This window comes from Vibrio sp. 1F279, from assembly GCF_041439815.1.
Classification (GTDB): domain Bacteria; phylum Pseudomonadota; class Gammaproteobacteria; order Enterobacterales; family Vibrionaceae; genus Vibrio; species Vibrio tasmaniensis_A.
The window spans coordinates 15,555-35,443 of sequence record NZ_JBGOOU010000006.1; the positions used below are offsets into that span (position 1 = coordinate 15,555).

Below are 19,889 nucleotides of genomic sequence, written 5' to 3' on the forward strand. Positions count from 1 at the left end.
GCGTGTATAAATACGTGAAGTCTATTTACGCCCGACATCACATCAAATGTAAAGAGTTTGAGTGTAAATATTGTTAATATTTAACACATCGCCTCGAAAGCTTATTAAATATAGTTTTAATGACCAATGTGACAATAATAGGTGAGGATTAGTTCAAGAATGGCTTTTCTGTCCTAGGAGTAACATCTTTGAGGATATTGGTATAAAATAGCAAACAATTTTGAACAATAATTAGGATCGATCGGCAATGGCTGAATACGTATATACCATGTCTCGGGTGAGCAAAACTGTTCCACCTAAGCGTCAAATTCTTAAAGACATTTCTCTTAGCTTTTTTCCTGGCGCTAAAATCGGTGTTTTGGGTCTAAATGGTTCAGGTAAATCTACCCTACTACGTATCATGGCTGGTATTGATACTGATATTGATGGTGAAGCACGTGCACAACAAGGTCTAAAAGTAGGTTACCTACCTCAAGAACCTGTCCTAGACGAATCAAAAACCGTTCGTGAAATCGTAGAAGAAGCGGTTTCAGATGTTGCTGACGCACTTAAGCGCATCGACGCAGTATATGCTGCTTACGCAGAACCTGATGCAGATTTCGATGCATTAGCGAAAGAGCAAGGTGAACTTGAAGCACTGATCCAAGCAAAAGACGGTCATAACCTAGAAACAGCTCTAGAGCGAGCTGCAGATGCACTTCGTCTTCCTGAGTGGGATGCGAAAATCGAATTCCTATCAGGTGGTGAACGTCGTCGTGTTGCTATCTGTCGTCTACTTCTTGAGAAGCCAGACATGCTGCTTCTTGATGAACCAACCAACCACTTGGATGCAGAATCAGTTGCTTGGCTTGAGCATTTCCTTGTTGATTACAGCGGTACTGTTGTGGCGATTACCCACGACCGTTACTTCCTAGACAACGCTGCAGGTTGGATTCTAGAACTTGACCGTGGTGAAGGTATCCCATGGGAAGGTAACTACACATCTTGGCTAGAACAGAAAGATGAGCGTTTGAAGCAAGAAAAAGCAGGCGAAAGCGCACGTCAAAAAACGATTGAGAAAGAACTTGAATGGGTTCGTCAAAACCCTAAAGGTCGTCAAGCTAAGTCTAAAGCTCGTATGGCTCGTTTTGAAGAAATGACGACTGGCCAATACCAGAAGCGTAACGAAACCAACGAATTGTTCATCCCACCAGGTGAGCGTTTAGGTGACAAGGTACTTGAAGTTAAGAACCTAACGAAGTCATTTGGTGATCGCGTTCTTATCGATGACCTATCATTCAGCATGCCTAAAGGCGCTATCGTTGGTATCGTTGGTGCCAATGGTGCGGGTAAATCAACACTATTCAAGATGCTAAGTGGCGCAGAACAGCCAGATTCAGGCACAGTTGAACTTGGCGAAACGGTTAAGCTTGCTTCTGTTGATCAGTTCCGTGACAGCATGGACGACACAAAAACAGTATTCCAAGAGATCTCTGAAGGCGCTGATATCATTAAGATCAACAACTTCGAAATCCCTGCTCGTGCATACTGCTCTCGTTTCAACTTCAAAGGCAACGACCAACAGAAGATCATCGGTCAGCTTTCAGGTGGTGAACGCAACCGTGTTCACCTAGCGAAACTGCTAAAAGCGGGCGGTAACGTGCTGCTACTCGATGAACCAACCAATGACCTTGATGTTGAGACACTACGAGCTCTTGAAGAAGCACTACTTGAGTTCCCTGGCTGTGCAATGGTTATCTCGCATGACCGTTGGTTCCTTGACCGTATTGCGACCCATATCTTAGACTACCGCGATGAAGGCCAAGTTAACTTCTACGAAGGTAACTATACTGAATATACAGAGTGGCTGAAAAAGACTCTAGGTGCACAAGCGGCAGAGCCTCACCGCATCAAATACAAACGTATTGCAAAGTAAATAAGCTTGTATTTTGAACAAAGGCCGCGATAATAGCGGCCTTTGATATATCTGGCTTACTATTTACCTATTGATATAGAGAGATTACCTATGCTTGAAAGACGTAAATTTTCACGAGTTATTTATCAAGTTCCGACTGAGATTTCACAAGGACAAGTAAATGTATCAGGCTCAGTGCAAGACCTATCTCTTCATGGTTTACTCATTCAATGTGATAAATTACAGCAACTCAGAACTGACACTCCTGTTCAAGTCAGCTTTAAGCTCGAAAACAGTGATATCAATATTCAGTTAGAAGCAACGATAGTCTCGACCATCAATACCTCAATGCGTTTACGTATAGAGCATTTAGATATTGATAGTATCAGCCACCTTAAGCGCCTTGTGGAACTTAACGTTGGCGACGATGAACTGCTTTATAGAGAGATTGAACACCTTACCGATTTAGGTAGTGAGTGACGTCTCCATTCCCCTTTTTCTATTAGAAGCATTTAGTTAATACAGAACCATGTCTAAGAAAGTTTCCATTACAATCCCCTTAACCCAAGGGGATCAGACGTTTTATTTCGGTCGAAAAGCCGTACTACTATGTACTACCGCAATTTTTTCAGTACCTCTATTGATTGGCGGAGCTGCATACATGCACTTTGAGGGCAAGCAAGAACTCGCCCTACAAGCCGATGATGCACAACAATTGATTGAAACACTGATTGTTGAAAAAGAACAAACCGACTTTCTTTACGCTGAGCAGGTAGAAACCAATCACTCACTGTCTCAAGCATTAACCGAGAAAGAAGGCACTATTCAGTTACTTGGTAAGCGTGTATTTGATGTGGAATCAGTGCTTGGCCTGACCGATGAAGAGCCGCTGACTGATGACGTCTCTTTAGAAGACCGAATTGATGCAGCGGCAGTAGATTCGGCAGTCAGAGCCACAATGTTTCGTTTAATTCCAAATGACAGCCCTATGGCTTATCAACGCATATCATCCTCTTATGGTCGTCGCTCTAACCCTATAACAGGTAAACGCCACGTTCATACTGGTATCGACCTAACATGTAAGCGTGGTGAAGATATTGTCGCGCCAGCAGATGGCGTAATTGAAACCGTGCGCCCAAGTAAGAAAGGCTTCGGTAACTTTATAACTATGCGTCACTCATTCGGCTTCATGAGCTCTTATGCGCACCTACAGAAGTTCAAAGTACGTAGCGGTCAATTTGTGAGTAAAGGCGATGTGATTGCGAGCTGTGGTAACTCAGGTAACTCAACCGGGCCACACTTGCACTATGAGGTACGCTTCCTTGGTCGTTCATTGAACCCTCAATACTTGATGGATTGGACACCTGAGAACTTCAACTACGTGTTCGAGAAAGAGAAAAAGGTTAAGTGGGGTCCATTGGTTCAACTGATTGATAATGTGGTTCGCTTGCAGATCAACCTGACTAACGTGCCTTACATTAGCTCGACCATAGACACCGTATCGAGTGAAGATAGTAAGAAACCTATCACGACTAACTAGTTATTGGTTATTGGTTATTGGTTATTGAGGGATATTGATTTGGCCTATGATGATCTCATTGCTTTTAGCCTACAGTAGACCAAATGCTTTCATAGCGTTCAGCACAAACAAAAAGAGCGACCAAATGGTCGCTCTTTTTTATGATTTCAAATCGTATTAACCACGATGAATCGAGTCATGTGCTTGTTTTAGAAGACTTTGGCTCTCTTGCAAGAACTGCTGCGAGTAGTCGCCAAACCAATCACTGACTTGATTAAAGCTATCAACGAATTTAGCTTTATCTTTCCCATCCAAGATTTCCAATGCTTCACCGAAACGACTATGGAAACGTCGAATCATCTCAATGTTCTCATCTGAAGAAAGAATGATATCGCCGTACAAGTTCGGGTCTTGAGCAAACAGACGACCAACCATCGCAATCTCAAGTCGGTAGATTGGCGAGCTTAACTTCAAAAGTTGATCAATGTTCGGGTTCTCTTTACTTAGGTGCAAGCCGTAAGCAAAAGAAGTGAAGTGACGAAGAGCTTGAATCAGAGTCATGCCGTGATCGTGTTCCGCAGCATCCATCTGGCAAAGGCTCGCGCCCCAAATACCAAATTGATTCAGCAACCATTGGTAGCTTTCAGAGCCACGCCCATCACTGTAAACAATCACTTGTTTCGCAAGGCTTGGAACATCAGGACCAAACATTGGGTGTAATCCAACCACAGGGCCTTGGTGCATGTCTAACATAGCTTGTAGAGGCTTTGATTTTATCGACGTCAAATCACACAGAATACAATCGCTTGGTAGGTTACCCAACTTCGCAATCACACCTTCTGTCAGGTGAATTGGAACCGTTACAACCACAAGGCCAGCATTATCTAAGATCTCATCGGCTTTGTCCCAATCTTGGCTGCCAAGGATTTTCACTTCGTAACCAGAAAGCTTGAACATACGGCCAAACAGACCACCAAGTTGACCATTACCACCAACGATAACCACTGAACGCAACTCTGGGTTAAGACACTTAAAACCAGAATCTTTTTCACTGGCATAAGACTCACGCATAGTACGACGCAAAATATCTTCGATTAACTGTGGCGGAACCCCTATTCTCTCGGCTTCTTGACGGCGAGACGCCAGCATCGCAGCTTCGCGTTCTGGTACATAAATAGGTAAACCATGTTCACTTTTTACTTCGCCGACTTTCTCTACTAGAGCCAGTCGTTGAGCCAGTAAATCCAACATTTGTTTATCGACAGCATCGATTTGGTCGCGTAATTCGTTCAGTTCAACGGCCATTTTATTCCTTACTCATCTATAAGCCCGCGCTAATCTAAAAGCCCGCACTGACGCAGGTTCGTTAGCGACAGATCTTAAAATGCCCCATTAGATGAGGCACTTAAATTTAAACTCTGACTAACCTTTCAGGCGGTTCTCTAAAAACGGGACTAACTCCGTATGTGCATGTTTCAATAGTGCCTCAGTTGACTCCCAATTGATACACGCGTCGGTAATAGAAACGCCGTATTTCATCTCATTTAGAGGAATATCTGACGGCTGATTACCTTCGTTAATGTGGCTCTCAATCATCAGGCCAATAATCGATTTATTGCCTTCACGCACTTGGTGGATAACGTCTTCAGCCACCAGCGGTTGGCGGCGGAAATCTTTACGAGAGTTCGCATGGCTGCAATCAACCATCAACGCAGCTTCTAAACCAGATTTACCCAATTCTTGTTCACATTCATGTACTGATACTGAATCGTAATTCGTTTGCTTACCGCCACGTAAAATAACGTGACCGTTTGGGTTACCTTGCGTCGTTAGCAGTGCAACCTCACCTTCACGGCTGATACCCATGAAACGGTGACTAGAAGAAGCAGCCTGCATCGCATTAATTGCAGTACCTAAGTTACCGTCAGTACCATTCTTAAAGCCGATTGGCATTGAAAGACCACTCGCCATTTCACGGTGAGTTTGTGATTCAGTCGTACGAGCGCCGATTGCAGCCCAGCTGAATGTATCTGCTAGGTATTGCGGACTAATTGGATCTAGCGCTTCCGTCGCTAGTGGGATTTCCATCTCCGCAAGTTCAACAAGTAACTCACGACCAACATGCAGACCATGCTCAATATCGAACGTACCATCTAGATGTGGGTCATTGATCAAGCCTTTCCAACCAACAGTCGTACGAGGCTTCTCAAAGTAAACACGCATTACAATATACAGTTGGTCGCTAAGCTGCTCAGATAAAGCTTTTAAGCGTTTCGCGTATTCTTTCGCAGCTTCAATATCATGGATAGAACATGGGCCACATACTACAAGCATGCGATGATCTTTCTTATGAATAATGTTTGCTATAGTTTGACGAGACTCTTGAATGAAACGACGAGCATTATCACTCAAAGGCAGTTTTGCTTTTAACTCCTCAGGAGTAATCAGTACCTGTTCGTCGATGATATTGACATTGCTTAATTCACTTTTCTGCATAACTCAACCTGTATATTTATTTTTACACCCACGATTTCCATTTGGGCTGACAATCTTTAAAAACACAATAACAGCTACAAAAACGATTGCAAGTGTAAACAATAAAAAACATTTACTGTAAATTAAAACTTACACATCTTCTTTAATTCACTCTGATACACAAACCAGCTTAAACTGCACCTCACACATACAAAAAAGGCGATATTTCTCATATCGCCTTCTTCAAACTTATAGAGTGTTTATTTATCACCCAGCGTTTAACATTCGCTTAATTTGCTCTGAGGCCTCTTTCCATCGACTATCCGAGTGAAGCGTCGATAAATCAAAGCTGTGCTTTTTAAGCAATGAGTTGGCTAAAGGCACCTCTTGAATCGCTAAATGATCAAGAGCCTCAATTTGTGCATCTCGCTTATTACACATCAGCACCATGTCACAGCCAGCATTCAAAGCTGCTTTCGCTCTGTCTGCTGGTCCGCCCATAATGGCCGCGCCTTCCATCGTTAAGTCGTCAGAAAAAACTAAGCCTTTGAATCCAAGCTGCTGCTTCAATACTTTCTGCAACCAATACTCAGAGCCGCTCGCTGGTTGATCATCATAGTGAGAGAAAACCACGTGTGCTGGCATCATGGCATCCAATATTCCGGCTTCAATTTGCGCCTTGAAAATGGCCATGTCTGTTTCAAAGATATCATCTCTAGGATCGTAAGGCGTTTCTAAGTGCGAATCAGCAATTACACCGCCGTGTCCTGGGAAGTGCTTCCCTGTTGTCGCCATTCCAACCGATTTCATGCCTTTAATAAAAGCACTGCTGTGGCGAACGATGGTATCAATATCTTCACCAAACGCTCGGCTACCAATCGCTTTACAGTCGTGACCTTTATCTAATACAGGCGCAAAGCTCAGATCGATATCATGGGCAATCAATTCCGCCGCCATCAACCAACCGGCTTGTTCTGCTAACTGCTCACCATTATTCTTAGTCGCGAATTCTTGAGCGGCAGGGATAATTGAAAAGCCATCGCGAAAGCGCTGAACTCGGCCACCTTCTTGGTCAACGCCAATCAAAATAGGACGTTTCGCGACCTTGCGGATCTCTTTATTTAACGCCGAAAGCTGTTTGCTATCGTGGTAGTTTCGAGCGAATAAGATGAGACCACCAACGGTTGGGTGCTCTAAAATTTCTCTGTCTTCAGCTGTCAGTTCGTAGCCCGCGACATCTACCCACAACGGTCCCATATTTATCCCTTATTAAACCTAATTTCATAAACTTCCCGAGATTATTCTCTTTAAATTTGCTTTACAATGTTTTTAAACCAATCTTTGGAAGACTTTAAGAATGCAGTGCAAGAGCTTAGGAATGGATCGTAAAGAACTGTATATCGGTGTGATGTCGGGGACGAGTATGGACGGTGTTGATACCGCCTTAGTTTCGATTGAAGATTCGCGCATCACATTGCTCGCTCATGATGAGTTCCCAATGCCTGATGATCTCAAAGCGCGTCTGCTTGAAGTTTGTATTGGTCAGAAAACGGATTTGATTGCCATTGGCGAACTAGACCACCAGCTTGGTCATCTATTTGCTGATGCTGTTCTGCAACTTCTCGATAAGTCAGGTACGCCTGCATCTTCTGTGACTGCGATTGGGAACCATGGCCAAACAGTATTCCACCAGCCAACCGGTACTTCGCCATTTACCATGCAGTTGGGTGACGCTAATATCATTGCCGCTAAAACAGATATTCAAACTGTTGCCGACTTCAGACGCAAAGACATGGCGCTTGGCGGACAAGGTGCGCCATTAGTCCCCGCGTTTCACCATACGATTTTTCACCCGCGAGACAGCTCGGTTGTAGTCTTGAATATTGGTGGTATCTCGAATATTTCAGTACTGCGCCCGAATCAGCCTACTCTTGGTTATGATACAGGCCCGGGCAATATGTTGATGGACGCTTGGGTTGATACGCACACGGGTGAGAAGTTTGACCGTGATGCGCAATTCGCACTTAAAGGTCAACTCAATCAAGCCTTGCTCGAACAGTTATTAAATGAATCTTATCTATCTCAAATGCCGCCGAAAAGCACTGGCAGGGAGCTATTTAATCTACCGTGGTTAGAGCAACAATTAACAGAATTTAAAGACCTTGCGGCAGAAGATGTTCAGCACACACTTTGTGAATACACTGCATTGACGATAGCGAATGAAGTGGAGACTTATCGCTTGGGTAACCAACCTGCGCTCTATGTGTGTGGCGGGGGTACGAGAAATCCACTGTTGATGAAGAGACTGTCTGAACTGCTTCCTGGCTGGGAGGTTGAGTCAACCACCAGTAAAGGCGTTGATGCCGATTATATGGAAGCTATGGCCTTTGCGTGGCTTGCTCAACGTCATGTTCATCAACTGCCAAGCAATTTACCAGAAGTGACTGGCGCGAGCAGAGCGGCCTCTCTAGGCGTTCTCTATCGTGCTGACTAAACAACTTTAGAACCATCATTTTAGAATCACCATTTAAGGATCATTATGAGTAACGACGCTCTCATATCAGCGCTCTCGCACCTCGTTTCGGAGGGGAGAAACCCTGACACTATGGATATTGATCTACTCACCTCTCTCGAAGTGGTTGAAAAGATTAACCAACAAGACAAACAGGTACCACTGGCGATCGAAGCCGAATTACCACTGATCGCGAAAGCGGTTGACAAGATCGCTCACGCCTTTCAAAACGGTGGCCGACTGATCTATATGGGTGCAGGCACCAGTGGTCGATTAGGTGTATTAGATGCCTCAGAGTGCCCTCCGACTTTCGGTGTTTCAGACAAAATGGTTATCGGCTTAATCGCTGGCGGACCAGAAGCGATTTTAAAAGCCAAAGAGGGAGCGGAAGACTCGCTGACTCTCGGTATTGAAGACCTGAAAGCCATTCAATTTACAGAAAACGATGTCGTGGTAGGCATTGCAGCCAGTGGCCGTACACCTTACGTGATTGGTGCGCTCAACTATGCGAATCAGATTGGTGCGGTGACGGTTGCGCTGTCTTGTAACCCAGGCTCTCCAATTGCTGAGATTGCTCAAATCGCAATTAGCCCAGTGGTTGGCCCAGAAGCATTGACTGGTTCAACACGACTCAAATCAGGGACAGCACAAAAGCTGGTGCTTAATATGCTCACCACTGCGAGCATGATTCGTATTGGTAAGAGCTATCAGAACCTGATGGTCGACGTAAAGGCGACCAACGAAAAACTGGTTGCCCGCGCAGCTCGTATCGTAATCCAAGCAACTGAATGTGATAAAGCCCTTGCAGTTTCGACACTTAAAAACACCGATTATGATGTGAAGCTATCTATTTTAATGATTCTGACAGGGCTAGATTTAGAACTGGCCAAGGCTCAACTTGATCAACAAAATGGCTTCTTGAGAAAAGCGGTCGAGAATAATCAGTAATCTCAATTCTGTTTGTAGCTTCTCATTTAGAGAGTGACTTTAACGACATACAACAAGACCAGTACACATGCAGTACTGGTCTTTTTTAGTTTTAATTTGTTATCGCTAGCTTGGGCTTAATAGTCGTTTGAGAACTCATCCCAGCCACGTTGCCATTCCATACGGAAACGTTGAGCGTCTTCCGTACCAGAACACACGCCTTCATACACCTGACCAGATAAACCAATTTGATAAGCATGGTTCGGATTACAATATTCCGTCACACCTAAATGGTAACCTTCTGTATAGCTAGCTTGATCGACTCCGCCAAGCTCGGCCATATCTGAATAAGAACGCTGAGTGTGGCCTTTGATACCATCACGATAGCCAATCTCTTGCCAATTGCCTTCGGCCGCTAAATCTTGAACATTGGCGCTGCATCCTGCAAGGCTAAATGCCACGGCGAATAATGCGATTATTTTTTTCATTTCAATCCTTTATATTGTTACTTCATCACTTTCTGACGAAGCGCTGCCTTTGTGGCGATTCTCCGCTGAACACTGACTGATGTCCACTTATGTCTGTTATCTGCCGTTGATATTTATTGATTACCGCTTAAAGCTGATAAGTCACCACTAACTAGAAGCATGACACTTCTCAACACCAGTAACCAACCGCTCCGCAAAGGTCACAAACCACTAAACCGGTTATAACACCACTTAATTAGCTATTCGACCACTCACTCCAGTAGCGGAAGTTTCTTCTCATACACTCCTTTAATATACACCCTGACTTAATTAATACATTCAGGGATAACAAATTATGATGTGGTTTCTTACCTGTGTTGCAGCACTCATTGGTGGCTACTTTATTTACGGTGCCTTTATCGAAAAGATATTCGGTGTCAATGAAAAGCGTCAAACACCCGCTCACACCAAGCAAGACGGCGTGGACTACGTTCCAATGTCAACACCAAAGGTTTACCTAGTTCAGCTGCTTAACATTGCAGGCGTCGGTCCAATCTTCGGCCCTATCATGGGTGCTCTTTACGGCCCAGCAGCAATGCTTTGGATCGTTCTAGGTTGTATCTTCGCAGGTGCAGTACACGACTACTTCTCAGGTATGTTATCTATCCGTAATGGTGGTGCTTCGGTTCCAACCATCACTGGACGTTACCTAGGCAATGGCGCAAAACACTTTATGAACATCTTTGCCATTGTTCTACTGCTTCTTGTTGGTGTGGTATTCGTTTCTGCTCCAGCAGGCATGATCACTAACCTCGTCAACGACCAAACTGATTTCGCAATGTCTGCAACAACCATGGTTGTTATCATCTTTGCTTACTACATCATCGCAACGATTGTCCCTGTCGATAAAATCATTGGCCGCTTCTACCCACTGTTCGGTGCACTACTTATCTTTATGTCTGTTGGCCTAATCACTGCGATTGGTCTATCTGACGAGCACCAAATCATGGGTGGCTTCGAGATGAAAGACATGTTCACCAACATGAACCCGAATGACCTACCACTTTGGCCTGCTCTATTCATCACTATCGCTTGTGGTGCTATCTCTGGCTTCCACGCAACTCAGTCTCCTTTGATGGCGCGTTGTATGGAAAACGAGAAGAACGGTCGCTTCGTATTCTACGGTGCAATGATTGGTGAAGGCATCATCGCTCTAATCTGGTGTGCGCTTGCTCTGTCATTCTTCGGTTCAGTTGAGTCTTTATCTGACGCGATTGCAAACGGCGGCCCAGGTAACGTGGTATACAGCGCTTCATTTGGCCTACTGGGTGTATTTGGCGGTATCCTTGCTTTCCTTGGCGTGGTTATCCTACCTATCACTTCTGGTGACACAGCGTTCCGTTCAAGCCGTCTTATCCTTGCTGAATACTTCAACATGGAACAGAAGACACTGCGTAACCGCCTACTGATGGCTCTACCACTGTTCGTTATCGGTGGTATCCTGACTCAAGTAGATTTCGGTATCATCTGGCGTTACTTCGGTTTTGCTAACCAATCAACAGCAGTAATGATGCTGTGGACGGCTTCAGCTTACCTACTTCGTCACAATAAACTGCACTGGGTAACAACGGTTCCAGCTGTGTTCATGACTTCTGTGTGTATTACATTCATCCTGAACAACAGTCAGCTAGGCTTCGGTCTGCCAATGCAGCTTTCAACCATCATCGGCGTAGTGAGTGCATTCGGTATCGCAGCTTACGTTATCAAAATTTCAAAAGGCAAAGGCGATATCGACCTTGCTGATGAAGAATCAGAAAAGGAAGCAAAGCCCGTAACAAAAACAGCTTAGCTTTCCCCGAAACATTCTCACTCTTCATAGAAAGAGGAGAATAAGAAAGCCAAAAACACTTCGCTTGTTCCACCACATCTTTGATGAACTGGAATCTAAGATCAAAGCCCATCATGTATGATGGGCTTTATTATTTTATCCATAACCACTGAATACGTTAGTTTCCACTTTACAAAAGAAAGACAACCAGCAAAAAGCAAAGCTACCTTTCAGCCTCAATGAGCTTTACACTTAACAAGCGTCTCAATAGGTGAAAATATGGAACTCATTCTCTCTCTGCTGCAACAAACCTGTGTCTACTTAGTAATAGCTTACATGCTAAGTAAAACCCCGTTGATTCTCCCTTTGTTGAGCATCTCTTCACGCTTAAGTCATAAAGTCAGCTGTTATGTTCTGTTTTCTCTGTTCTGTATTATGGGCACCTATTTTGGACTGCAGATTAATGACGCCATAGCCAACACTCGCGCGATGGGTGCGGTAATGGGAGGTCTGTTTGGCGGTCCTGTCGTTGGTTTTGCCGTCGGCTTTACTGGCGGTATTCACCGTTACTCATTAGGCGGCTTCACAGACTTAGCTTGTGCGATTTCGACCACAGCTGAAGGCTTGATTGGCGGCCTATTGCACGTTTACTTGGTTAGAAAGAACAAAGCTAGCCAACTGTTTAATCCGTTGGTGGTGTTCTCGGTAACCCTGTTTGCAGAAATTATTCAGATGCTAATTCTGTTAGCGGTCGCGAAACCATTCGAGCAGTCCTATGCTCTGGTTTCTGATATTGCCGCGCCAATGATCATTGCTAACTCTGTGGGTGCGGCACTGTTCATGAGCATCATCCAAGATCGGAAAACCATCTTCGAAAAATATTCGGCAACTTTCTCACGCCGCGCATTAACCATTGCCGAACGTTCGGTGGGTATTTTGCATGGTGGATTCAATTCAGATAATGCGCAAAAAATCGTGCGCATCATTTACGAAGAGACCAACGTTGGTGCGGTGGCGATCACCGACCGAGAAAAAATTCTCGCGTTTGTTGGCATTGGCGATGAACACCACATACCTAACACTCCGATTTCATCGCAGAGCACGCTTACCTCGATGGAACAAAACGACATCATCTACCTTGATGGCAAAGAAAACCCGTACCAATGTTCTCTATCGCAAGATTGTAAATTGGGTTCTGCGCTTATTATTCCACTGCGCGCGGGTAATGAAGTGGTCGGAACCATCAAACTGTATGAGCCAAAGCTGAAACTATTCTCGACCATCAACATGTCGATGGGTGAAGGTATCGCTCAGCTATTGTCGAGCCAGATATTGTTTAGTAATTATCAGCAACAGCAAACGCTGCTCACCCAAGCGGAAATCAAACTGCTGCATGCACAGGTGAATCCTCACTTCCTGTTTAATGCACTCAACACCATCAGTGCAGTTACACGCCGTGACCCTGATAAAGCACGAGAACTAATTCAGCATCTCTCTCACTTCTTTAGAAGTAATCTGAAGCAGAACATCAATACAGTGAAACTCAAAGACGAACTGGCGCACGTCAATGCGTACCTAACTATTGAAAAAGCACGTTTTACTGACCGATTAGAAGTCGAATGGGATATCGCCTCACAACTATACGAGTCGCAACTGCCGAGCTTTACCCTGCAACCGCTGGTAGAAAACGCCATCAAACATGGGATATCTAATATGTTGGAAGGCGGTAAAGTGAAGATCTATAGCGAGGCTTTCGAGGGTGGATTCAAGTTAATCGTTGAAGACAATGCTGGTAATTATCAGAAGCCATCCCAAGATCACGTTGGATTAGGCATGGAGATTGTTGATAAACGACTCACTAATTTCTTTGGACAAGATTCAGCACTAAAAATAGAATCTCAACCACAGCAATTTACTCGAATGAGCTTTATCATACCTATACTGAAATAAAGGCATTTTCGGAGACGAATCACTCCGAGTTGAAACATTTAGAAGCCGACATTTAAAAGAAAAGCGTGAAACAAGCAGGGATAGAACCAAAATGAAGATTGTAGGATGTTAAAGGCATTAGTTGTCGATGATGAGCTTTTTGCTCGCGAAGAGCTGATTGAACTACTGACTGAAACCGGACAAGTAGAAATCATTGGCCAAGCGAGTAACGCGATCGAAGGACTGAAACAGATCAATCTGCTCAAGCCTGATGTGGTGTATTTGGATATCCAAATGCCGCAGGTTACCGGAATTGAACTGTTAAGCATGCTTGATCCAGACACCATGCCCTACGTGGTATTCGTCACCGCCTACGACCAATATGCGATTCAAGCATTTGAAGACAATGCCTTTGATTACCTACTCAAGCCGGTTGAACCTTGTCGATTAAACAAGAGTGTTTGTCGTCTGAATAAGGTCATCAAGCTGAACCAGAAAGCGCCAGAACAAGATATATCTGCGATTGCTCCCTGCCACTTAGAGCAGATCCCGTGTATCGGCCACAACCGCATTGTGATCATGGCGAGCCAAACGGTCGAGTGCGCTTATTCAGATATCAGTGGTGTCCACGTACGCAGCTCATCACAAACGGCAACCTCGCAGTTGACGCTAAAGATCTTGGAAGAAAAGACCGATTTGATCCGCTGTCATCGACAGTATTTGATCAATATAAAATCGATCCAAGAGATCAAACTGTTAGAGAATGGATTAGCGGAGATCATCACACTGACCGGCTTTGAAGTACCTGTCAGTCGTCGTTACTTAAAGGCTTTAAAGGAGCAACTCGGTCTCCAGTAACCCCATAAGTTTCGACTTTTTTCCAAAATACGATCAAAAAAGCCAACGCATCAACGTTGGCTTCCTGCTGTTTACAAATCAATAGTGTTTGCAAATCGATACTGTTTGCGAATCGATAAAGTTACGAATCGATCTTGTCACCAATCCATAGAGACTAGTCGACTTGCTTAATCTGCAGCTCTTTTGGTACTTCGAAGAACATGTTCTCTTCACGACCTTGAATCTCTTCAACCTCGGTAGCACCCAACTCACGAATACGATCTAAGATTTGGTTTACTAGCTCTTCAGGCGCTGAAGCACCCGCTGTCACACCAATTTTCTTTTTCCCTTCAACCCATTCAGTTTGAATGTCTTCAGGACAGTCGGTTAGATAACCTGGCGTGCCTAGCTTCTCAGCTAGCTCTTTTAAACGAGTAGAGTTCGATGAGTTCTTAGAGCCAACAACTATCACGACATCGACATCACCAGCCATCTCACGAATTGCGTCTTGACGGTTTTGTGTTGCGTAGCAAATATCATCTTTACGTGGTCCTTGGATCTCAGGGAATACGCGACGTAACTCTTCAATCACGTCTGCAGTTTCATCAACTGACAGCGTGGTTTGACTAACATAATGTAAGTTACTTGGATCGTTCACGACTAAGTTCTGTACATCTTCTGGTCTTTCAACCAAATACATACCACCAGCTTGGCTAGCGTATTGACCCATAGTGCCTTCCACTTCAGGGTGACCCGCGTGACCAATCAATACTACTTCCATATGTTTGCGGCTCGCTCGAGCAACCTCCATATGAACTTTAGTCACCAAAGGACACGTCGCATCAAATACCGTTAACTCGCGTTCTTTCGCTTCTTTGCGAACCGCTTGAGAAACACCGTGAGCCGAGAAGATCACGATGTTATCGTCTGGTACTTCACTTAACTCTTCGACAAAAATAGCACCACGTTGCTTGAGCCCTTCAACAACAAAGCGGTTATGCACCACTTCATGGCGAACATAAATCGGTGGCTGATACAGTTCAAGAGCGCGCTCTACGATGCTGATCGCACGATCGACACCGGCACAAAAGCCACGAGGGTTAGCTAACATTATTTTCATTTCATTGCTCATCATTTACCGCGGTACTAAGGTTGTTTCTATAGAGTTCGCTGTCAGCGAGGTTCGCATTCTACAGTGAAGCGCCTAGACAGTGAAGCTCTGGGTTGCATCACACCTGTAAGGCGATGTTATTCTACTGTTAAGATAGTGATTAGCCGCTAAGATAGCTACTCCACCGTTAAGACACTTAGTCCACAGCTAAGATGTTAACGTCAAACGTAACGTCTTGGCCGGCTAATGGGTGATTAAAATCAACCGTCACTGAATCACCCGCGATCTCAGTGATAATACCTGGAATTTCCATACCGTCAGGACCAGAGAAAGCCATAATAGTGCCAACTTCGACTTCAGAGTCGCCAACAAACTTAGCACGATCCATATGATGGATATGATCTGGATTTGGCATACCAAACGCGTCTTCCGCCTTCAATTCGATAGATTTTTCAGTCCCCGTTTCAAGGCCAATCAGGCACTGTTCAAAGTTCTCACTTAGGCTGCCATCACCCATCACGAACTTAGCGGGCTTACCCATATTTTCGGTGCTATCGGCAACTGAACCATCCTTCATTTTAATCGTAAAATGTAGAGTTACTGCTGAATCATTTTTAATTGCTGCCACGTTACTTTCCTTAGATTTCTTTATTATTTGAGAATGCATTTTGCTTTGCTCTCATATTACTTGCAGCATAAAAAAAAGCGCCGTCGGAATCAACCGACAGCGCTTAGGGCTATTCTATTCTGTGAGTCATAGGCTGACTTTAGGACAATCTATTACAAAGCGATTTGCTTGATACTCATTAATGTCTGAGTAGTCTATTGGCTTTCATCTTTCTTACGGAAACCATCTAAGATGATCATCGCGGCGCCGATACAGATTCCCATATCCGCTAGGTTAAATGCAGGCCAGTGGTAAGTACCCCAATAGAAGTCTAAGTAATCGACGACAAAGCCATGTACAACACGGTCGAACACGTTACCAACAGCGCCACCAATGATGATCGCATAAGCAATGTTGTTCCACTTATCTGTTGCTGGTAGCTTGCTCATCCAGTACGTCAGCATCCCCGTTACCGCAAATGCGATACCAGTAAATAACCAGCGCTGCCAACCACTTTGATCACTCAAGAAGCTAAATGCTGCACCGTAGTTATGCACGTACAAAAAGTTAAAGAATGGCAACACCTCAATGCGGTTTGCCCAGCCATAACCCATGTTGTCCATAACAAAGAGTTTGATACCGATATCAGCAAGGAAGACTAGTAGGGCCAACCATAACCAACGCACACCAGATTGTTTTAACGAAACTTCACTCATTTCTATTCCTAGTATTTACGAAGTTGGTATTCACTGTTACTCAATTTAAGTGACCTTGATTACCAAACTTGGCTAAACACATTTCCTATAATTAAAAATAACCCCAGTTGGTACTGGGGCTATGATTTTTACAAAAAGTTCAGTATTTCTCTGAGTCGTTATGCGTACTTACGCACTTCGCCTTCACCGTCGATGTTCGACACACAACGACCACAAACTTTCTCGTGACCTTCAATTGTGCCTACATCTGGAGTGTGGTGCCAGCAACGGTCACACTTCTCAGCTTCAGTTGCTGCAACTTCAACGTACAGACCTTCAACGTCTGTCGCTTGAGCTGTATCAGACTTATCGCTAAGTGGTTTAACAACCGCAGCAGAAGTAATAAGTACGAAACGTAGCTCATCTTCTAGCTTGTTGATTTTTGCCGCTAGTGCATCGTCAGCGTATAGAGTAACTTCAGCCTGCAGAGCGCCACCGATTGTTTTCTCTTTACGAGCATCTTCAAGAAGCTTGTTCACTGCGCCACGAACTGACTGGATTTCAGTCCAGAATTCGTTGCTTAGCTCTTCGTCGTCAGCAAGACCAAATAGGCCTTCGAACCACTCGCCTGTGAATACAAACGTGTCGCGTTCGCCTGGCATCTCGTTCCAGATTTCATCTGCAGTGAACGACATGATAGGAGCCATCCAACGAACTAGAGCTTCTACGATGTAGTAAAGCGCCGTTTGGCAGCTACGTTGAGCATGGCTGCCCTGCTTCGCTGTGTACTGACGGTCTTTAATTACGTCTAGGTAGAAAGAACCCATTTCGATAGAACAGAACTGCATTAGACGTTGAGTTACACCGTGAGTATTGTACTCACCGTATGCTTTAACGATCTCTTCTTGTGCAGCTTGAGCACGGCCAACAGCCCAGCGATCAAGTGCTACCATTTCTTCAGCAGGAACTAGGTCAGTTTCAGGGTTGAAACCGTTCAAGTTCGCTAGGAAGAAACGAGCCGTGTTACGAATACGACGGTAAGCATCAGCAGAACGCTTAAGAATCTCGTCAGAAACCGCAACTTCGTTAGTGTAATCCGTAGAAGCAACCCATAGACGTAGAATATCTGCGCCTAGTTTGTTCGTTACATCTTTAGGAGCAACAACGTTACCGATAGATTTAGACATCTTACGGCCGTTACCATCAACCACGAAACCGTGCGTTAGCACTTGCTTGTATGGTGCTTCGTCTTTCATCGCGATAGATGAAATCAAAGAAGACTGGAACCAGCCACGGTGTTGGTCAGAACCTTCAAGGTAAAGATCAGCACTGTGCGTTCTTTCTTCATTCGGGAAGTTGTACTCTTCACGAGAATCCACAACAGAGAAGTGCGTTACACCTGAGTCGAACCATACGTCTAACGTATCAAGTACTTTCTCGTACTTGTCAGCGTCTTCAGCACCCATCAGTTCAGCAGCATCTACATCCCACCAAGCTTGAATGCCTTTTTCTTCCACAAGCTTCGCTACTTTTTCAATAAGAGTTGGGCTATCTGGATGAAGTTCTGATGTTTCTTTATGAACGAACAGAGCAATTGGCACACCCCAAGTACGTTGACGAGAGATACACCACTCGGGGCGACCTTCGATCATACCTTCGATACGGCTTTGACCCCATTCAGGCATCCATTCAACACTCTTTGTTGACTCTAGTGCTTTTGCACGTAGGCCAGCTTGATCCATAGAGATGAACCATTGTGGTGTTGCACGGAAGATGATTGGAGTTTTGTGTCTCCAACAGTGTGGGTAGCTGTGCTCGTAAGCGTGGTGATGCAGTAGTGCACCCTTCTCTTTTAGAACTTCTAAAACAGAGTCGTTCGCTTTGAATACGTGCTGACCAGCAAATAGCTCAGTATCTGGCAGGTAAACGCCGTTTGAACCAACTGGGTTAGCGATTTCTAGGTTGTACTTCTTACCAACCACGAAATCCTCTTGACCGTGACCAGGAGCGGTATGAACCACACCAGTACCAGAGTCAGTTGTAACGTGGTCACCAAGAACAGCAGGAACCGTAAAGTTGTAGAACGGGTGGTTGAATTGAGAAAGCTCAAGATCAGCACCAGTAGCAAAACCAAGGTTATGGAAGTGCTCGATACCCGCACGATCCATTACGTCTTTTGCTAGTTCAGAAGCAACAACGATACGTTGAGCTGGCTGTTCGCCATTCGCTTCAACTTGGATAAGTACGTATTCAAGATCATCACGTAGACATACTGCGCGGTTAGCCGGCAGAGTCCACGGTGTTGTCGTCCAGATAACAATAGAGATTTCGCCCTGACCCGCGTGACCTTCCGCTAGAGTAAATTTCTCTAGTAGAGCCGCTTCGTCAGCTGCAGAAAATTTCACATCGATAGATGGAGACACTTTATCTTTGTATTCAACTTCAGCTTCAGCCAGAGCAGAACCACAGTCAGTACACCAGTGAACAGGTTTGAAACCTTTTAGTAGGTGACCTTTGTCTGCGATTTTACCTAGAGAACGAATGATGTTCGCTTCAGTGCCAAAATCCATAGTGCGGTATGGTTTATCCCACTCGCCCATGATACCAAGACGTTTGAAGCTCTCTTTCTGACCTTCAACTTGGCCCGCAGCGTACTTACGACACTCTTCGCGGAATTCAGCCGCTGAAATCTTCTGACCAGGCTTACCTTTCTTCTTCTCAACCATCAACTCGATTGGAAGACCGTGACAGTCCCAACCAGGGATGTACGGTGCATCAAAACCAGAAAGGGTCTTAGATTTGATAATAATGTCTTTAAGAATCTTGTTCAGCGCGTGGCCAATGTGAATGTCGCCGTTCGCGTATGGAGGGCCATCATGCAGTACGAAAGATTTTTTACCTTTCTTTGCCTTACGGATCTCACCGTAAAGGTCTTCTTTGTACCAACGCTTCAGCATTTCTGGTTCACGATTTGCCAGATTGCCACGCATTGGGAACCCTGTTTCTGGTAAGTTCAGGGTATCTTTATAATCACTCATCGATTCTTAATTCCGTTATATTGGGCGAAGTTAGACATTATGTTAATCGG

16 protein-coding genes are annotated in these 19,889 nt (G+C 44.7%); 8 read left to right on the top strand and 8 right to left on the bottom strand.

Going from position 1 to position 19,889, the window contains the following annotated elements; genetic code table 11:
- Window positions 1-247 precede the first annotated feature (247 nt).
- The 3 genes from ettA to ACED60_RS06460 all read left to right on the top strand — a co-directional run bounded on the left by ettA (window position 248) and on the right by ACED60_RS06460 (window position 3,434).
- Window positions 248-1,915, top strand: coding sequence for an energy-dependent translational throttle protein EttA (ettA, locus tag ACED60_RS06450; RefSeq protein ID WP_009848459.1), 1,668 nt, complete (start codon window positions 248-250; stop codon window positions 1,913-1,915).
- 90 nt (window positions 1,916-2,005) lie between these two features.
- The gene (locus ACED60_RS06455) at window positions 2,006-2,374 is read left to right on the top strand and encodes a PilZ domain-containing protein (protein ID WP_371727170.1); all 369 of its coding nucleotides are present in this window, start codon (window positions 2,006-2,008) and stop codon (window positions 2,372-2,374) included.
- A 49-nt stretch (window positions 2,375-2,423) separates the two neighbouring features.
- Window positions 2,424-3,434 (top strand): M23 family metallopeptidase, encoded by a 1,011-nt coding sequence (locus tag ACED60_RS06460; protein WP_017103007.1) that lies wholly within the window; start codon window positions 2,424-2,426, stop codon window positions 3,432-3,434.
- A gap of 156 nt (window positions 3,435-3,590) precedes the next feature.
- Here the strand turns inward: ACED60_RS06460 and tyrA are convergent, their stop codons facing one another.
- The 3 genes from tyrA to nagZ form a co-directional block, all read right to left on the bottom strand.
- Complete coding sequence (gene tyrA / locus ACED60_RS06465; protein WP_371727171.1) at window positions 3,591-4,718, bottom strand: bifunctional chorismate mutase/prephenate dehydrogenase; 1,128 nt, start codon at window positions 4,716-4,718, stop codon at window positions 3,591-3,593.
- A gap of 117 nt (window positions 4,719-4,835) precedes the next feature.
- A complete protein-coding gene (locus ACED60_RS06470) occupies window positions 4,836-5,909 on the bottom strand; it encodes a 3-deoxy-7-phosphoheptulonate synthase (protein WP_017100675.1) in 1,074 nt (357 codons plus the stop codon).
- A gap of 246 nt (window positions 5,910-6,155) precedes the next feature.
- The gene (gene nagZ, locus ACED60_RS06475; protein ID WP_017103005.1) at window positions 6,156-7,145 is read right to left on the bottom strand and encodes a beta-N-acetylhexosaminidase; all 990 of its coding nucleotides are present in this window, start codon (window positions 7,143-7,145) and stop codon (window positions 6,156-6,158) included.
- 121 nt (window positions 7,146-7,266) lie between these two features.
- On the opposite strand from nagZ, the gene ACED60_RS06480 reads away from it, so the two are divergent.
- On the top strand, window positions 7,267-8,382 hold the full coding sequence (locus tag ACED60_RS06480; RefSeq protein ID WP_009848453.1) for an anhydro-N-acetylmuramic acid kinase: 1,116 nt from the start codon (window positions 7,267-7,269) through the stop codon (window positions 8,380-8,382).
- Between the two features lie 45 nt (window positions 8,383-8,427).
- A complete protein-coding gene (gene murQ, locus ACED60_RS06485) occupies window positions 8,428-9,348 on the top strand; it encodes an N-acetylmuramic acid 6-phosphate etherase (protein WP_032555324.1) in 921 nt (306 codons plus the stop codon).
- A 116-nt stretch (window positions 9,349-9,464) separates the two neighbouring features.
- Here murQ and ACED60_RS06490 read toward each other — a convergent pair whose 3' ends face one another.
- Window positions 9,465-9,815 carry a DUF2799 domain-containing protein gene (locus ACED60_RS06490; RefSeq protein WP_009848451.1) on the bottom strand — a complete coding sequence of 117 codons (351 nt, stop codon included), beginning with the start codon at window positions 9,813-9,815 and terminating at the stop codon, window positions 9,465-9,467.
- Between the two features lie 334 nt (window positions 9,816-10,149).
- Between ACED60_RS06490 and ACED60_RS06495 the strand changes: the two genes are divergently transcribed.
- The 3 genes from ACED60_RS06495 (at window position 10,150) to btsR (ending at window position 14,409) form a co-directional block, all read left to right on the top strand.
- The gene (locus ACED60_RS06495; RefSeq protein WP_009848450.1) at window positions 10,150-11,643 is read left to right on the top strand and encodes a carbon starvation protein A; all 1,494 of its coding nucleotides are present in this window, start codon (window positions 10,150-10,152) and stop codon (window positions 11,641-11,643) included.
- Window positions 11,644-11,901: 258 nt separating this feature from the next.
- A complete protein-coding gene (locus tag ACED60_RS06500) occupies window positions 11,902-13,572 on the top strand; it encodes a sensor histidine kinase (RefSeq protein ID WP_017103001.1) in 1,671 nt (556 codons plus the stop codon).
- Between the two features lie 105 nt (window positions 13,573-13,677).
- Entirely contained in the window at window positions 13,678-14,409 is a 732-nt protein-coding gene (btsR, locus tag ACED60_RS06505; RefSeq protein WP_009848448.1) for a two-component system response regulator BtsR, read from the top strand.
- A 154-nt stretch (window positions 14,410-14,563) separates the two neighbouring features.
- Here btsR and ispH read toward each other — a convergent pair whose 3' ends face one another.
- The 4 genes from ispH to ileS all read right to left on the bottom strand — a co-directional run bounded on the left by ispH (window position 14,564) and on the right by ileS (window position 19,839).
- Entirely contained in the window at window positions 14,564-15,520 is a 957-nt protein-coding gene (gene ispH, locus ACED60_RS06510; protein ID WP_029222924.1) for a 4-hydroxy-3-methylbut-2-enyl diphosphate reductase, read from the bottom strand.
- Between the two features lie 175 nt (window positions 15,521-15,695).
- The gene (gene fkpB, locus ACED60_RS06515; protein ID WP_009848446.1) at window positions 15,696-16,127 is read right to left on the bottom strand and encodes an FKBP-type peptidyl-prolyl cis-trans isomerase; all 432 of its coding nucleotides are present in this window, start codon (window positions 16,125-16,127) and stop codon (window positions 15,696-15,698) included.
- Between the two features lie 194 nt (window positions 16,128-16,321).
- Entirely contained in the window at window positions 16,322-16,822 is a 501-nt protein-coding gene (lspA, locus tag ACED60_RS06520) for a signal peptidase II (protein ID WP_009848445.1), read from the bottom strand.
- 158 nt (window positions 16,823-16,980) lie between these two features.
- Entirely contained in the window at window positions 16,981-19,839 is a 2,859-nt protein-coding gene (ileS, locus tag ACED60_RS06525; protein WP_017102999.1) for an isoleucine--tRNA ligase, read from the bottom strand.
- Window positions 19,840-19,889: the final 50 nt, after the last annotated feature.

Coding starts and splice junctions, on each gene's coding strand:
- ettA (WP_009848459.1), top strand. CDS start 248: ATGGCTGAATACGTATATACCATGTCTCGGGTGAGCAAAACTGTTCCA.
- ACED60_RS06455 (WP_371727170.1), top strand. CDS start 2,006: ATGCTTGAAAGACGTAAATTTTCACGAGTTATTTATCAAGTTCCGACT.
- ACED60_RS06460 (WP_017103007.1), top strand. CDS start 2,424: ATGTCTAAGAAAGTTTCCATTACAATCCCCTTAACCCAAGGGGATCAG.
- tyrA (WP_371727171.1), bottom strand. CDS start 4,718: ATGGCCGTTGAACTGAACGAATTACGCGACCAAATCGATGCTGTCGAT.
- ACED60_RS06470 (WP_017100675.1), bottom strand. CDS start 5,909: ATGCAGAAAAGTGAATTAAGCAATGTCAATATCATCGACGAACAGGTA.
- nagZ (WP_017103005.1), bottom strand. CDS start 7,145: ATGGGACCGTTGTGGGTAGATGTCGCGGGCTACGAACTGACAGCTGAA.
- ACED60_RS06480 (WP_009848453.1), top strand. CDS start 7,267: ATGGATCGTAAAGAACTGTATATCGGTGTGATGTCGGGGACGAGTATG.
- murQ (WP_032555324.1), top strand. CDS start 8,428: ATGAGTAACGACGCTCTCATATCAGCGCTCTCGCACCTCGTTTCGGAG.
- ACED60_RS06490 (WP_009848451.1), bottom strand. CDS start 9,815: ATGAAAAAAATAATCGCATTATTCGCCGTGGCATTTAGCCTTGCAGGA.
- ACED60_RS06495 (WP_009848450.1), top strand. CDS start 10,150: ATGATGTGGTTTCTTACCTGTGTTGCAGCACTCATTGGTGGCTACTTT.
- ACED60_RS06500 (WP_017103001.1), top strand. CDS start 11,902: ATGGAACTCATTCTCTCTCTGCTGCAACAAACCTGTGTCTACTTAGTA.
- btsR (WP_009848448.1), top strand. CDS start 13,678: ATGTTAAAGGCATTAGTTGTCGATGATGAGCTTTTTGCTCGCGAAGAG.
- ispH (WP_029222924.1), bottom strand. CDS start 15,520: ATGAGCAATGAAATGAAAATAATGTTAGCTAACCCTCGTGGCTTTTGT.
- lspA (WP_009848445.1), bottom strand. CDS start 16,822: ATGAGTGAAGTTTCGTTAAAACAATCTGGTGTGCGTTGGTTATGGTTG.
- ileS (WP_017102999.1), bottom strand. CDS start 19,839: ATGAGTGATTATAAAGATACCCTGAACTTACCAGAAACAGGGTTCCCA.